The organism is Streptomyces sp. Qhu_M48 (assembly GCF_051305195.1).
Lineage (GTDB): Bacteria > Actinomycetota > Actinomycetes > Streptomycetales > Streptomycetaceae > Streptomyces.
Genome location: NZ_CP195432.1, coordinates 5,213,928 through 5,229,217 on the forward strand (window position 1 = coordinate 5,213,928; position 15,290 = coordinate 5,229,217).

Consider the following 15,290-nt stretch of genomic DNA (forward strand, 5'->3'; position numbering starts at 1 on the left):
GCGTTTCTCCGGAACGATTCGTCGTGAGCGCTAGACGCCGGTTCTGACGTACGCGGCGGGGTTCTCAAGAATGTAGGTGAAGGTGAAACCCTTGCTGCCGTACGCCGTGAAGTGGATTTCGTGCGGGATCGGGTTGCTTCCCGCGTACTTGGGGACCACGTTGTACTGGACGACCTCGTCATTGTTCTTGACCTGGTCATAGATCACCGCCTCTACCGACAGCCGCTGTTCGGGCGTGTTGGTGGGGGTCTGCGTCTCGGTCACCAAATTCTGATGGGCGAACTTTCCCGTTCCGTGACCGCCGAGGCGGTTGGCGTAGAGGTGGCCACGGGCCTCGTTGAAGTCGTTGCCGTTGCCGCGCCAGCCGGGGGTCCGCAGGGTGCCGGCCTCGGTTCCCTTGTTGAGCATCTCGGGCCGTATGGAGGCGTAGACACCTGTGGGGCGGCCCAGGTGGTCGAGGCGCCCGTAGCGGACGCTGCCGCCGAACCCGCTCGTCGAGTCGCCCCAGTCGTAGGCGTCGAAGCTGCAGCGCTTGGGGGCGAGCCCCAGTGGGTCGGTGGACGCCCAGGGATTGGCGACGTAGGTGGCCGGGTTGGGCGCGGGAGCGAGACCGAGGGGGTCGAGTGTGGTGTAGCGGGCGGTGTCGGGGTCGTAGTGGCGGTGGAAGTTGTAGTGGAGGCCAGTTTCAGGGTCGGCGTACTGTCCGGGGAAGCGGAGCGGGGTGTAGGCGGTGGCGTCGCGGTTCCACCCTGTGGTCCCCCAGGTGGTCGCTCGGCTGCGCCAGGCCGTCTCGCCGGTGGTGGAGACGAGTTCGGTGGGGGTGCCGGCGAGGTCGGTGACGATGGCGAAGAAACGCGCGTCGGTCTCGGCGTCGTCGAGGAGTCTGCGTTCGTACTGGACGAGCGGGCGGTGTCCATCGTATTCCCAGGTCAGAACGGTGGCGGTGGCCTCGTCGACCTGTTCGGCGAGGACGGTTCCGTCCCAGGTGTAGCGGATGGTCTCCACCGTGGTTCGCCCGTCGTCTGCCATTCGGTGCTTGGCGGTGCGGCGGCCGAGGGGGTCGTAGGTGTAGGTCCACAGGGTGCCGTCGGGTGTGGTGCAGGAGGTGAGACGGTCCCGTGCGTCGTAGGTGTAGCGCCAGAGGTCGGGCTTGCGTGAGGGGCGGGTACGGCGGCGTTCGACGACCCGGCCCGCTGCGTCGTGTGTGTAGTGGACGGCTCCGGCAGTGAGGAGGCGGGTGCCGGCGTAGGTTCTCGGGCCGCGGGCCTCGCCACGCCCGGCTCGGGTGGGCCACTGCGCTGCGTCCTGATTGCCTGCTCGGTCGTAGGCGTACTGCTCCGTCCAGCCGTCGTCGGCGACGGTGAGGGGCCGGCCCATCGGGTCGAGGGTGATCTGCTTGACGCGTCGGTCCGCGCCTGCGGTCTGTTCGCCGATGGCGACGGGGAAGCCGTCGGCACGGTAGGAGTAGTCGCGTGTGACAAGGGGTATGGGGCCGGTTCCGGCGGCGAGGCTCTGGGCCGTCGGCCTGCCGGCGGCGTCCCAGGTGGTTGACAGGCATACCGGGGTGGATGGATCGCCCCAGACGCGGGAGACCTCGCGACCGAGGATGTCGTGTCCGAAGGTGAGGGCGTGCCCGTCCACGGCCACCGAGGAGCACCGGCCTGCGGGGTCGTAGGCGAGGCTGGTGACGGCGCCGGTGGGTGTGGTGCGCGCGATGCGGCGTCCGGCCGGGTCGTACGCGTACCGGAGAGTCCGCCCGTCGATGCGCTCGATGAGCGGTCGGCCCATGCCGTCGCGCACGATACTCAGCGTGGAGGTCGCGGTGCGGGCTTCGACGAGCGCACCGGCGGTGTCGTACACGTAGCTGGTGAGGGCGCCGTCTGCGTCGTCTGAGGTCAGCCGGCCCATGGCGTCCCAGGTGTAGGTGACGGTCTGTCCGGCGGGGTTGACGCGTCGCGTGATCCGGTTGGCCGCGTCGTAGTGGTAGTGGCTGGTGCGTCCCTCGAAGTCGGTCTCGGCGGCCATGTTGCCGGCGGCGTCGTAGGTGTAGTTCCAGCTCTGCCCGAGCGGGTTGGTGACTTCGACGAGGCGCAGTTCGGTGTCGTAGCGCAGTTGGTGCCGGGCGCCGTCCGGGTCGAGTCGGACCAGGGGCTTGTCGAAGGGGCCGTACGCAGTGCCCCAGATGGCGCCGACGGCGTCTGTGTACGCCGTGCAGTTGCCTTCGTCGTCCCAGGCCCAGCTCTCACGGGCTCCGTCCGTCGCGGTTCGGGCGAGCAGGCGGTCGTCGTTGTCCCACACGAACTCCTGCGCCTGGCCAACCGGGTCGACGATGCGGAGGGGGCGTCCCCGGTGGTCCCGCTGCACGCGCGTCACGCCGTGCTCGTCGTCGCTGACCTCCAGGGTGAGGCCGGCGGCGTCGGAGGTGAAGCGGACTGTGCCGCCGAGGGCATCGGTCATGGTCGCGATGGCACCGGTGCGGTCGTGGGTGAAACGCTTCACCGTCCCGTCGGGAGCCTGGACGCCGGTGCAGTTGCCCAGGCCGTCGAAGGTCTGCCGCCACACGGTCCCGTCTACCCCCGTGATCTCCACGGGCATGTTCCGCCCGTCGTAGCGAGCCGTGGCCGTGGTGCCGTCGGGCAGCCGTACCCCGACCAGGTTGCCTTCCTCACTCCAGGTGAGTTCCGTGGTGTGGCCGAGGGCGTCGGTGCGGGTGAGCGGGCGGTCGTACGCGTCCCAGGTCAGGTATGTGGTGTGGCCGAGCGGGTTGGTCTCGGCGACGACCTGCAAGCGGTCGTTGAGGTGGAGAACGGTGGTGGCGCCGGTGGAGTCGGTGTAGTGGGTTACACGGTGTCCGGTCTCAGGGTGGACGTCGTAGTTGAACGTCGATGAGAGGGTGCCTTCGGGGCCGACCGTGCCGGCGACCCGGCCCTCGGTGTCATACACGTAGCGGAAGGTGAAGGCGTTGCGGTCGGTCCACGAGGTGACGCGGCCATCGCCGTCGTACGTGAAGGACATGACGGGGCCGTCGGTACCATCCGGGCCGGTCAGAGCGGTGAGGTGACCAGCCTGGTCGTAGCCGTAGCCGACGACCGTGGTCGGGCCTCCAGGGCCACGGACAGCCAGGTCTGTCACCCGGGTCTCGGTCGCGGTGATCTGAACGACGTATCCGCCCGAGTGGGTCACGGCGGTCGGGGCACCGTCGCCGCGGCGCGCGAAGTCGACGCGGTTGCCATTTCGGTCCTCGACCGCGGACAACCAGTAGGCGGTCGAGGCCCGGTAGGGGTTGCCGGTGAAGCTCCGGACCGGGCCCCCGTGAGGGTCGCGCACCTCGTACGTGGTCGCGTCACCGTCGACGCCGCCATGGACCAGGGGAAGCCGGTCGCCCTCCAGAGGGAAGACCTGCTCGCCGCCGGGGCGAGGCAGGCGCGGATAGATGAGCAGAGAGCCGTCCTCACGAGCCCAGATGGCTCCGCCGCCGAACACGTCGACCTCGATACGTTCGTCGAGGGTAGACGCCCAACTGGGTCCGAACCACTGACCGTAGCGGTAGGTCGATACATGGGTTCGGCGCAGCGTGAGCGGGAGCACTCCAGGCAGGACGAGGTCCGTCTGCGGGAGCAACATCTTGCCCGTGGCGACGTCGACCGGATCGTTTTTGCAGACGGTCTTCTCCAGGGACACGCTGTTGGCGCGGGGATCGCCCTTGGCATCGCTGACGGAATTGGGCCTTGTGTGGGCGTGGGGGCCGGGGGCTCTGCGCTGCTGAGACCCGCCGTTGCCGTTGCCGCCGTTGGTGTCGTCATGGTCGCCCTTGCGCTGCCGCGCGAGGCGGTCGCGGATGGCGTCGTCGTTGTTCTTGTGGTCGACGGATATCTGCTTCACGGCCTTCGGCAGCGTCCTGCCGACATGGTCGCCCATGGCCTTGGCGGACTTCACCAGGGCGCCCATCGCCTTCTCGATGACCGGGTCGAGGGCGTCGGCGATGTCGTCGCGGCCCTTGTTGCGGCCCTGCGCGGTCTTCGCCTTGGTGAGTTTGCCGGCGGTCTTGCCGTGGATGCCGACGCTGACGCCGTTGAGCTTCGTGCCGGCGTTGTCGTGCTCGTCGTGCTCGATGTGGAAGCCCTTGCCCCCGGGCCGAGCGCCGCTGCCTCCGGCCGAGGCGAGGTTCAGGCCGTCCTTCGCGCCCTGCACCCCCTCGTCGAAGCCGTCCTTGCCGGCCTGCTTGGTCTGGTCGAGGTTCACACCGCTCTGGACGCCCAGGGCGTCCATGCCGATCTGGACCACGAGGTCCGCCGCCATGTTCTCCAGCGCGGAGACGGCCGGTTCGGTCATCACCCCGACGATGTGTCCGACCGCCTCCTCCATGGCACCGGTGATGAGCTTCAGCAACTGCTTCTTCGTGAAGGCGATCGCTCCGGCACCGAGCAGGGCGGAGAGGCCACCGGTCACCGGGATCAGCGCCATGGCGAGCCCGGTCTGCCCGGCGAGGATCCCGAGCTCGGCGACCGCCTTCCACTTCATGCCCTCGATCGCACCGGCCGCCATGTCGAGTGCGCCCGCGATCGTCCGGGCCGCGGACACCATGTCCTTCAGGTGTTTGCCCTTGACCTTGCCCCAGTGCTCGTTCAGCGCGTCCATGGCCTCGCCGTGACCCGACGACAGCAGGCGCTCCATGTGGTTGTTGGCGAGCTGACCGTCGTCGGCGAGGTCATCCGCGAACTCCCGCAGCGCGTCCGCCATCTCCCGGTAGGCGTCCTCGTCCACGTTGGGCCAGTTCACCCCCACCAGATCCAGCAGCGTATCCGCCCAGTCCGGCACCGTGACAGCCATGATCGAAAATCCCCCATACGATGATCAGTCAGCCACACAGTCCTACCACGGTGTCTTGACGAGGCGTAATGCGCTGCAGCAACCTGTCTGGATCCTTGACGAAAGTGTCGACGGTCTGGTGAACGCCGCAGGTCAAGCGCCTGTGTCCAAGGAGACATACGCAGCGAACAGTTGACTTCGTCGCAAATGCGACTGAGTTTCGGGGGCGGAGGACAGGGCCCCGCAGAGCTCGAAGAGCGACTCGTCCGTCGGCCTCTAGATGCACCAATCCGTCCGAGGCGGAAAGCCGAGAGTGTTCTTGCGAATCATGTGGCGCAAGGAACGGCGATCGGCTCGGGCCTGCGAGGCCGGAGCAAAGACTCCAACTACCCAGTCATGGCCCTGACTTCCAGTCAGGACCAACGCTTCAGGCGCTGTGCGATACATGTGTGTTCACGAGCGCGTTCGGCAGCGGGAAACGGGCGCGGGGCAGAGGCGAAACCGACCTGCGCCGGGACGGTGCTGCCCCACAGCACCGAGGCACCGCCAATGCCCCCAAGGCGCTCTCACCGACCCTGAGGCTCGGTGAGAGCGACGGCCTGGAGCCGGGACCGCCCTCGCATTCCCCCCAGGTCGGCGGCCTGCCTCTCGTCCTGCCCTGGACCCTGGTCGTCGTCGCCGAACGGCACACGGCTCCGGCACCCGAGGGCGGGTCGGACCGACGAACAGCAGCGCGTTGGAGCCGTGCCCCCGGCAAGCGCGAGACCCTGGCCACTGAGCGGCGCTGCATCCCTCCGCTTCGGCGTGACGCACCTGAGCCACCCGGGAAGCCAGCAGCACACCGTGACCAAGTCGAGGTGCGCTTCCCCCGGTCAAGTGCGCTGGTCCCCGTGTAGTCCCCAAAAACGATCAAGGGGCCGTTTCAGATTCCCCTGAAACGGCCCCTGATCTGCGACTTCGAAAAGTCGGGACGACAGGATTTGAACCTGCGACCCCTTGACCCCCAGTCAAGTGCGCTACCAAGCTGCGCCACGTCCCGTTGCCCGTCTGACCTGGGGTTTCCCCCGGCTGGACGCGCATGAGAACAATACCGCACTTTCGCTGGTGGTCACGAACCCTTTCCCGGCACCCGGAGACAGGGGCGCACGGAGTCGGGCGTTCACTCTCCGTGACGCGCCGGGCGCCGGCGTGCGCACTGGCGCGCCACCTCCGGGGGTTCGAACACGGGTCCGGAGGGTCGTTGGGGGCGGGTCGTCCGGGCAGGAGGGCGGTCGGAAGGGGGCCAGAATTCCGCCCCTCTGAGAACGAAGGTGCTCATGTGCCGAACGGGCCGACCTCGTGGCCATATGCCAGGGCCCCCGTTGCCGCTGGCATGTGGCAGAAAGCCGCCCCCGAGGAATGTCCGGCGGACGAGGGCGATCATGCCGAGACCACCAGAAACACAGTCGGAATCAATCGTCAACCGCTCGGGTTTCGGACAAATCTCGTGGCGATATTGATCCATCTCCGAAAGATCAACACCATGAGGTGGTCGGCCTGTTCGGGACGGGACCACTGCCGATGCACCACCTGACCGGACAACCGATCAGGCGTTTCGCAGGGGAGGAACTCCGGATGGACGGCTACTTCAGCAGTCGACTGCATCATCAGCTCAGGGAGACGGTCCGGGAGTTCGCGGAGCGTGAGGTCCGGCCGCGGATAGCCGAGATGGAGGCGAACCGCACGGTCCACCACGAGCTGTCCCGGCTGATCGCCGAGCAGGGCTGGCTGGGGGCGACCATCCACCAGGAGTACGGCGGCATGGGCGCCGGCCACCTGGCCAAGACCATCATCATCGAAGAGCTGTCCCGGGTCAGCGGCGCCATGGGTGCCATGGTCCAGGCCTCCCAGCTGGGCACGGCCAAGATCGTCCACTTCGGCAGCGACGAGCAGCGCAAGACCTGGCTCCCGGCGATCGCCGCCGGTGAGTGCCTGCCGACCATCGCGGTCACCGAGCCCGAGTCCGGCGGCCATGTGCTGGGCATGAGCGCCAGCGCGGTCCGGGACGGCGACGACTACATCCTCAACGGCAGCAAGGTCTACGTCGGCAACAGCCACGTCGGCGATCTGCACGGTGTCGTGGTCAGGACCGGGCCCGGCTCGAAGGGACTCACCGCCTTCCTGGTCGAATCCGATCGTCCGGGGTTCAGGACCGGTCCGCAGCAGCCCGCCATGGGGCTCCACGGCTTCAGTTTCGGCGAGCTGATCTTCGAGAACTGCCGGGTCCCGGCCTCCAACCGGCTCGGCGACGAGGGCGACGGCCTCTCCGTCGCGTACTCCTCCAGCGTGCTCTACGGGCGGGCCAATCTCACCGCCGTCTCGCTCGGCATCCACCAGGCGATCCTGGAGGAGACCACCCGGTTCGCCTCCGAGCGCATCCGGTACGGCAAGCCGCTCCACGACCTCCCCACGGTCAAGCTCAAGCTGGGCCAGATGCAGTCCCGGCTCATGACCGCCCGGCTCGCCGCGTACCACGCCGTCCACCTGCTCGACCAGGGACTCTCCTGTGACACCGAGCTGATGAACGCCAAGCTCGTCAACGTCGAGTCGGCGATCGACTCCGGGCGCAACGCCATGGAGATCCACGCCGCCGCCGGCCTCTTCACGGACCGGGCCATCGAGCGGTACCTCCGTGACGCGCACCACATCTTCGCGCCGGCCGGCACCTCCGACATCCAGCTCCTACGACTGGCCGAGGTCGCCCTCGGCCAGGACAAGGGCAGCTGGTCGGAGCGCCTCTCCGAGCTGGTCCGCACGCCGGAACCGGAGCCGGCGCACGCCTGACGCACCCCGGTACGGAAGGAGCCCCGGCACGGCGACGGCCGTACCGGGGCTCCCCACGTGTCCGATCGGACGGACGGCGTCCGTCAGAACATCCCGTCCTCGCGCCGGTGGATCTGCTCCACCAGCTCGGCCGCCATCGCCTTGATCGTCTCCAGACCGGCGCGCCCCCACGGCCGGACGTCGGTGTCGACCACGCAGATGGTGCCGAGGGCCACACCGGTGCGGTCGATCAGCGGCGCTCCCATGTAGGAGCGGATGCCGATCTCGTCCACGACCGGGTTCCCCGCGAAGCGCGGGTAGTCGCAGACGTCCTCCAGGACGAGGGCCTTGCGCCGTACGACCACGTGCGGGCAGTAGCCGTGGTCGCGGGCCATGAAACGGCCGACGCCGCCGGAGCCCGCGGCGGCAGCACCGAGGTCGCTGCCCGAGTGGGTGCCCTCGGGGGTGTGCAGGCCCGCGAAGAACTGCCGGTTCTCGTCGATGAAGTTCACCATCGAGAACGGGGCCCCGGTCACGTCCGCCAGGCGGTGGGCGAACTCGTCGAACGCCGGCTCCGGCCGCTCCCCGAGGCCCAGCTCGCGCAGGCGCTGCGCGCGGACGGGCGCTTCCTTGTCGATGGGGGTCAGCAGGAGGTGACCGGTCGGGTCGTAGGTCATGGCGTGGCTCCGTAGCTCGGCACGGTGTCCGGGATGGTGGTGAGCAGATGCTGGACGAGGGTCAGCAGGGTGCGGATGCCCGAGCTGGAGATGCGGGCGTCGCAGAGGACGACCGGAACGTCCGGCTTGAGGTCGAGCGCGGACCGGATCTCGTCCGGTTCGTAGCGGAAGGCGCCGTCGAACTCGTTGACCGCCACGACGAAGCGGATGCCCCGCCGTTCGAAGAAGTCGACGGCGGAGAAGCACTCCTGGAGCCTGCGGGTGTCGGCGAGGACGACCGCCCCGAGCGCCCCTTCGGAGAGCTCGTCCCACATGAACCAGAAGCGTTCCTGGCCCGGGGTGCCGAAGAGGTAGAGCACATGGCGGTCGTCGAGCGTGATGCGGCCGAAGTCCATGGCGACCGTGGTCGTGGTCTTGGACTCCACGCCCTCCAGGCTGTCGGTGGCCGCGCTGACCGAGGTCAGCAGCTCTTCGGTGCTGAGTGGTTCGATCTCGCTGACCGCGCCCACGAGGGTCGTCTTGCCCACGCCGAAACCGCCCGCCACCAGGATCTTGAGAGCGGTGGGGAACGGGTCGGTCGCGAAGCCGTCGTGGCGCTCAGAGCCGTTGTCGTAGGCCATCGAGCACTGCCTCCAGCAAGGAACGGTCGGTTGGGTTGGCATGGAAGCGGGGCGCGCGGGCGGTGAGCGCCCCGCAGTCCACGAGGTCGGAGAGCAGGACCTTGGTGACCACGGCCGGGAGCCGTAGGTGCGCCGCGATCTCGGCCACCGAGGTGGGGCCGTCGCACAGCCCCAGGGCCAGGCTGTGCTCGGGACCCATGTGTGTCTGGGGGGACGATCCGGTCGCCATCACCATCGACAGCAGGTCCAGCGCGGTCGTCGGCCTGGTCCGGCCACCGCTGACGGTGTACGGGCGGATCAGCCGGCCGGCCGCGTCGTCGAGCCAGGGCCCTTCCTGGGGTGACGTCATCACTGCCCGATGCCACCCACCACGCCGGCGGCCTGCCGGGCGGGGGTGACCAGGTACGGCCTGACGCTCTTGACGAGCATCGCCATCTCGTACCCGAGGACCGCGGCGTCCGCCTCGCGCCCGGCGAGGACCGCCAGGCAGGTGCCGGAGCCCGCGGTGGAGACGAAGAGGAGGGTGGAGTCGAGCTCCACGACCACCTGACGGACCTCGCCGCCGTCGCCGAACCGGGCGCCGGCGCTGCGCCCGAGCGAGTAGAGCCCGGAGGCGAGGGCCGCCATGTGGTCGGCCGCGTCGGGGTCGAGGCCGTGGACGGATTTCACGAGGCCGTCGGAGGAGAGCAGGACCGCGTTGCGGGTGTAGGGGACCCGCTGGACCAGTCCGCTCAGCAGCCAGTCGAGGTCCGAGGAATGGCCGGTCGGCACATTGCTCGCCATGGTGCATCTACTCCTTGTGCGCGTCGCCGGGACGCGGCGATTCATGGGGGGCGGACTGGGACTCGGCGAGACCGATGCCGCGCTGGAACGCGGCCATCAAGCCGGGGTCGTGCAGGGCGTGCTCCTCGGGCTTGCGGACCGCGGGCTCGTCGCGCAGCTGCGGGACGATGTGCTCCTGGGCGCGCCGCTTGGGGAGCAGCGGCCGGCCGTTGGCCTCGGGCGCCGGGGGGAGCGGCGACATGAGGGAGGCCGGCGGGCCGGTGTGTTCCGCGCCGGCCGACCGGGCCGGTGCGGCGGGGGTGCGACCGGAGTCCGCGTACCCGTTCGACGGCTCGCCGGTACGGGGGTGGGCGAGCGGGTGGAGGGCCGGGGGCTCCTCGTGGCGGACGGCGGTCCGCTCGGGGGAGGCCACCGCGTACGGAACGGGTCCGGTGTCGGCCGTCGTGTTCATGGCCATCGGCGCGGGCGCCTGGGGGTGGACCGGCGCCGGTGCCGTCATCGGCATCGGCATGGGGGCCTGGACCGGGGCGGGCATCGGGACGACGGGCGCGGGCTGCGCCGGCGCGTGTCCCTGCGGCTGCTGCGTCGGCTGGGGCTGCAGTTGCACCTGGTTCGGCGGGACCGCGGTGGAACCGGCGGTCGCGGCGGCCTGGCGCTCGTGGTGGGCCAGCCCCTCGGGGTCGGCGCCGAGGAGACCCTGCGGCAGCACGAGGACGGCCTGGACTCCGCCGTAGATGTTGGACTGGAGGCGTACGGCGATGCCGTGCCGGCGGGCCAGCGCCGAGACGACGAAGAGTCCGATGCGGCCGTCCTGGAGCAGGTGCGCGACATTGACCTGGTCGGGGTCGGCGAGCAGGGCGTTCATCTTGTTCTGCTCGGTGACCGGCATGCCGAGGCCGCGGTCCTCGACCTCGATCGCGAGTCCGGCCGTCACGTACTGCGCGCGGAGCAGCACGGTGGTGTGCGGCGCGGAGAACAGCGTGGCGTTCTCGACGAGTTCGGCGAGGAGGTGGATGACGTCGGCGACGGCGTGGCCCCGGAGCGTGCCGTCGATCGGCGGTACGAGCTTGACGCGCGGGTACTGCTCGACCTCGGCGATGGAGGAGCGCAGCACCTCGGTCATGGTGACCGGGTTCGACCACTGGCGGCGGGAGATCGCGCCGCCGAGGACGGCGAGGTTCTCGGCGTGGCGGCGGATGCGGGTGGCCAGGTGGTCGACGTGGAACAGGCCCTTGAGCAGCTCCGGGTCCTCGACCTCGTTCTCCAGTTCGTCGAGGAGCTGGATCTCGCGGTGGACCAGGGACTGCAGGCGCCGGGCGAGGTTGACGAAGACCTCGACCTTCTGTTCGTTGCCGACGCTGCTGGAGAGCCGGGACGCCTGCACGACGGCTGCCACGGCGCCCTCGTGAGAGCGCGTCAGCTCCTGGGAGAGCAGGTCGAACTCGTCCCCGGAGGCGGCGGTCGTCGGCGGGGCGGGGCGGGGTGCGATGCCCTCCCCCTTGCGCAACTGTTCGAGGATCGTACGGAGTTCGCTCTGACTGCGGGCGCTGGAGCGACGCAGCGCGTTGCACCGGTCGAGGACCGCCTTGGCGGCCCGGTCCGCGCCGAGCGCGGCGGCCGTCACGGAGGCGACCGTGAGGGCGGCGGCGCCGGTGAGCGCGGCCCAGAGTCCGGGCGTCGGGGTGGCGCCGGTGGAGCGGATGGTGAAGAGCACGGCCGCGGCCCCGCCCAGTGCCACCGCGACGGCGGGGAGCACGGAGCTGCGCAGGAGTTGGGGGCGTATGCGGGCTTCCGTCGTGTGCGGCGCGGGGGGCTGCGCCGGGGGGTTGCCGCCGGCGCCGGGGGCTGAGCGGGCGCCTGACCGGCCGTGCCGCCCGCCCTCGCGTCGATCGGACCGCGAGGCGGGTGCGCGAAGTTGAGACATGAGTGTCCTTGGTACGTACGTGCCCAGGAATCGGCGTACTGCGGGGAGCGGAGGAGGTGGACTTCGGGGGATTCAGGGGGTGGTTCAGGAGGTGGACGACAAGGAGGGACCGAGCCTATCGATGATCACCAACCACACACTGTAGTCGTCAACCATTCATGTGCGGTGCGCAGTTGGCAAACTTACCCGTTGAGCGGGCCCCTCTGGTATCACCGCCGGCGCGACAGGCCGATATCCATCGGCCGAAAGTCGACGACATGGCGCGGAAGGGCTGTTGGGGAACGGGAACGGAAGAGGGCGGAGGCGTTCTCACACCTCCGCCCTCTGCGGAAATCGTCCCGACCGGAATCCCCGGCGGGCGGCTGCGGACCAGGCGGTCCGCATCGCGGCTAGGGAGTCCGCGCGGCCTCCGGCGCACCCCGGCCGGCGTCCGGGCCGGGCTCGCCGGACGTCCCTCCGGCGATCGCTTCCGTCTTCGCGTCCGCATCCATGCCGGACGCGGACGTGAACGACCGGTCACCCTCGGTGAGAGACGCGCCCGCCCAGCCGCCGACGGGGGCGCGGGCGACCCGGCGCCACCACGGGCTCTCGGGGATCCGCTCGGCGCCCGGTTCGAAGGGCTCGCCGGGGACGGGCAGGGCGATCCGCTGGGCGACACCGGTGGCGGCCTCGACGGTCCCCTCCCCCGGCTCGGCCCACGGGTGCGGCGCGAGGTTGAAGGTGCCCCAGTGGATCGGCAGCATCACACCGGCCGGAGCGCCGCCCTGGAGGTCCAGGTGGGCGCGCATGCCCTCCGCGGGGGTCATGTGGATGTCGGTCCAGAACTCCGAGTAGGCGCCGATCTGGATCATGGTGGCGTCGAAGGGGCCGTGGGCGGCGCCGATGTCCTTGAAGCCGGTGAAGTAGCCGGTGTCCCCGCTGTGGAAGATCCGGTGGGCGGGTCCGGTGACCACCCAGGACGCCCAGAGCGTCATCTGCCGGTTGCGCAGGCCGCGGCCGCAGAAGTGCCGGGCGGGGGTGGCCGTCAGGCTCAGCTCGCCGATCTCGGTGGACTCGTTCCAGTCCAGCTCGCGCAGGCGGGAGGCGGGCACCCCCCAGCGCTCCAGGTGCGCGCCGACGCCCAGCGGCACCGCGAAGAGGGTGCCGGTGGTGGCGAGCGCCTTGATCGTCGGCAGGTCGAGGTGGTCGTAGTGGTCGTGCGAGATCACGACGACGTCGACCGGGCCGAGCGCGGCGAGCGGCGCGGGCACCGGATGGAGGCGCTTGGGCCCCGCGAAGGGGAAGGGGGAGCAGCGCTCGCCCCAGACGGGGTCGAAGAGGACCCGGTGGCCGTCGATCTCCGCGAGGACGCCGGAGTGACCCATCCATGTCAGACGGAGACCGGTGACCGGCGGGCGGGCCAGGTCGGCGACGGTGGTGGGGTGGACGGGGATCGTGCCGGTGGGGGCTCGGCGCGAGCGCCCCTCCTTGTCGAAGTAGATCTTGGCGAACTCGACGCTGGAGCCGGAGGGGCCGCGTCGGGCCTGTTCGGGGTTCTGGAAGATCCCGTCCGCGAAGTTCGGCGAGCGGTGGATACGGGCGAGGCGCTCACCCGTGGGATCCGCCCCGAAGGACTCGGGGCGCAGCGCGCGCAGCCGGGCCCGCGGCGAACGGTCGGAGCCGGTACCGGTCACAGGACCTCCTGATCTCTGGGGGTCGTTCCATTATGGGCGGCCCGCGCCGCGAACGGTCGGGAAGGTCCGCCATACTGAACCACTGTTCAGTATGGCCACCCCGGCCGACCGGTACGACGGCCCGGCCGCCCCGCCCCTCCCAGGAGACGCACGATGACCCCCGCCCCCCTGCTTTCCGTCGGCTGGACCGACCATGTGACCGGCCGCCGGGGCCATCTGGTCGTCGACCGGCTGGTACGGGGCGTGGCCAGCGGCGGTCTGCGGATGCGGGAGGGGTGCACGGCGGAGGAGGTCGCCGGGCTCGCCCGCGGCATGACCATGAAGGAGGCCCTGCACTACGACCCGACGGCCCGGTACGTGCCGCTGGGCGGTGCCAAGGGCGGCATCGACTGCGACCCCCGCTCCCCCGAGGCGCACGGCGTCCTGGTGCGCTACCTGCGCGCGATGCGGCCGTACGTCGAGCGGTTCTGGACCACCGGGGAGGACCTGGGGCTCACCCAGGACCTGGTGGACCGCGCCGTGGCCGAGGTGGGCCTCGTCTCGTCGGTGCAGGCCGTCTACCCGCTCCTGGACGACGAGGCGGCGGCCCGGAAGCGGCTCGCCGACGCCTTCGCGATCGAGGTCGACGGCATCGGCCTCGACGAGCTGGTCGGCGGCCTCGGGGTCGCCGAGTCCGTGCTCGTCGCCCTCGACCGGGCCGGCCGGGAACACGCCGGGACCCGGGTGTCGGTGCAGGGGCTCGGCACCATGGGCGGGGCGACCGCCCGGTTCCTGGCACGGGCCGGACTGCGGGTGGTGGCCGTCGCCGACGTCCGGGGCACGATCACCCACCCCGACGGCCTCGACGTCGAGGCGCTGCTCGCCGCCCGCGACGCCCACGGGACCGTCGACCGCTCCGCCCTGCGCCCCGGGGACCGGGAGGAGCCCGGGGACGCCTGGCTCGCCGCCGAGGCGGAGGTCCTGGTCCCGGCGGCCGTCTCGTACGCGATCGACGCCGGGAACCAGGGGCGGATCACGGCCCGCTGGATCGCTGAGGCCGCCAACATGCCGGTCCTGCCGGAGGCCGAGGAGGCGCTCCGTGCCCGCGGGGTCACCGTGCTGCCGGACGTGGTGGTGAACTCGTGCACCAACGCCTGGTGGTGGTGGACGCTCTTCGGCGACATCGAGGCCGACACCGACCAGGCCTTCGACCGGGTGCGCGGGGCGATGCGGACGCTCGTCGGCGGGATGCTCGACCGGGCGGCGGCGGACGGCACCAGCCCGCGCGCCGCGGCGCACGCGCTGGTGGCGGAGCGGCTGCCGGTGATCGCCGAACGCTACGGCTGGTACTGAGCCGGCCACCCGCCGGACCGTTGACGATCATGCCCGCGTCATGTGCTGTGTAGGCTGCCGGGCGTGGCGAGAGTGCGGTTGAGCGTGACCGAGCGGCGGGAGGAACTCCTCCGGGCCGCCGTCGAGCAGATCGAGGCGCGCGGCGTCGCCGCCGTCCGGATCTCGGACGTCGCCGCCGCGCTCGGAGTGAGCAACGCGCTGGTGCTCTACCACTTCTCGTCCAAGGAACAACTGGTCGCGGCCGCCTTCGCGCACGCCGCCGAGGCCGATCTCGCCCATCTGAGGCGGCTCCTCGGGCGCCGCTCCACGGCGGTGCGCCGCCTGCGGGCCGCCGTGCGCTGGTACGCCCCGACCGGTCAGGCCAAGGGCTGGCGGCTGTGGATCGAGGGCTGGGCGGCCTCCCTGCGGGACCCCGGGCTGCGCCGGGTCGCCGCCTCGCTCGACCGGGAGTGGAAGGCCGCGCTGACCCGGGTGATCGCGGAGGGCGCGGCCGCCGGGGAGTTCCGCTGCCCGGACCCGGCCGCGGCGGCCTGGCGGCTCACCGCGTTCCTCGACGGCCTGGCGGTCCAGACGACGGCCTACGCCGGCTCCCTCTCCCGCACCGCGATGCTCCGCTGGGCGGACACGGCCCTCGCCCGCGAGCTGGACCTGCCGGCCGAGGAGGCGACGG

Annotated in this window: 9 protein-coding genes, 1 tRNA gene and 1 pseudogene; 3 read left to right on the plus strand and 8 right to left on the minus strand. The window is 70.7% G+C overall.

Going from position 1 to position 15,290, the window contains the following annotated elements; translation table 11 throughout:
* Nucleotides 1-30 precede the first annotated feature (30 nt).
* Both ACRRSS_RS23555 and ACRRSS_RS23560 read right to left on the minus strand, forming a co-directional pair.
* Entirely contained in the window at nt 31-4,830 is a 4,800-nt protein-coding gene (locus ACRRSS_RS23555) for a DUF6531 domain-containing protein (protein ID WP_435973115.1), read from the minus strand.
* Nucleotides 4,831-5,774: 944 nt separating this feature from the next.
* Nucleotides 5,775-5,848, minus strand: a tRNA-Pro gene (locus ACRRSS_RS23560).
* Nucleotides 5,849-6,423: 575 nt separating this feature from the next.
* Here ACRRSS_RS23560 and ACRRSS_RS23565 point away from each other — a divergent pair.
* On the plus strand, nt 6,424-7,632 hold the full coding sequence (locus ACRRSS_RS23565) for an acyl-CoA dehydrogenase family protein (protein WP_435973116.1): 1,209 nt from the start codon (nt 6,424-6,426) through the stop codon (nt 7,630-7,632).
* Nucleotides 7,633-7,715: 83 nt separating this feature from the next.
* Here the strand turns inward: ACRRSS_RS23565 and ACRRSS_RS23570 are convergent, their stop codons facing one another.
* The 6 genes from ACRRSS_RS23570 to ACRRSS_RS23595 all read right to left on the minus strand — a co-directional run bounded on the left by ACRRSS_RS23570 (nt 7,716) and on the right by ACRRSS_RS23595 (nt 13,288).
* Nucleotides 7,716-8,288, minus strand: coding sequence for a GAF domain-containing protein (locus tag ACRRSS_RS23570; protein WP_351906178.1), 573 nt, complete (start codon nt 8,286-8,288; stop codon nt 7,716-7,718).
* Nucleotides 8,285-8,908: a GTP-binding protein gene (locus ACRRSS_RS23575; RefSeq protein ID WP_435973117.1), complete on the minus strand. Its 624-nt coding sequence runs from the start codon at nt 8,906-8,908 to the stop codon at nt 8,285-8,287. Before ACRRSS_RS23575 ends, ACRRSS_RS23570 begins: the two co-directional genes overlap by 4 nt.
* Entirely contained in the window at nt 8,886-9,257 is a 372-nt protein-coding gene (locus ACRRSS_RS23580) for a DUF742 domain-containing protein (protein ID WP_435973118.1), read from the minus strand. The genes ACRRSS_RS23575 and ACRRSS_RS23580 overlap by 23 nt, the downstream gene beginning before the upstream one ends.
* Entirely contained in the window at nt 9,257-9,691 is a 435-nt protein-coding gene (locus tag ACRRSS_RS23585) for a roadblock/LC7 domain-containing protein (RefSeq protein ID WP_351906169.1), read from the minus strand. Before ACRRSS_RS23585 ends, ACRRSS_RS23580 begins: the two co-directional genes overlap by 1 nt.
* 7 nt (nt 9,692-9,698) lie before the next feature.
* The gene (locus tag ACRRSS_RS23590; protein ID WP_435973119.1) at nt 9,699-11,615 is read right to left on the minus strand and encodes an ATP-binding protein; all 1,917 of its coding nucleotides are present in this window, start codon (nt 11,613-11,615) and stop codon (nt 9,699-9,701) included.
* Between the two features lie 389 nt (nt 11,616-12,004).
* Nucleotides 12,005-13,288: an MBL fold metallo-hydrolase gene (locus ACRRSS_RS23595; RefSeq protein WP_435973120.1), complete on the minus strand. Its 1,284-nt coding sequence runs from the start codon at nt 13,286-13,288 to the stop codon at nt 12,005-12,007.
* Between the two features lie 153 nt (nt 13,289-13,441).
* On the opposite strand from ACRRSS_RS23595, the gene ACRRSS_RS23600 reads away from it, so the two are divergent.
* Nucleotides 13,442-14,620: a Glu/Leu/Phe/Val dehydrogenase dimerization domain-containing protein gene (locus tag ACRRSS_RS23600; protein WP_435973121.1), complete on the plus strand. Its 1,179-nt coding sequence runs from the start codon at nt 13,442-13,444 to the stop codon at nt 14,618-14,620.
* 63 nt (nt 14,621-14,683) lie between these two features.
* Nucleotides 14,684-15,289, plus strand: a pseudogene (locus ACRRSS_RS23605) (TetR/AcrR family transcriptional regulator); the annotation flags it as partial.
* Nucleotide 15,290: the final 1 nt, after the last annotated feature.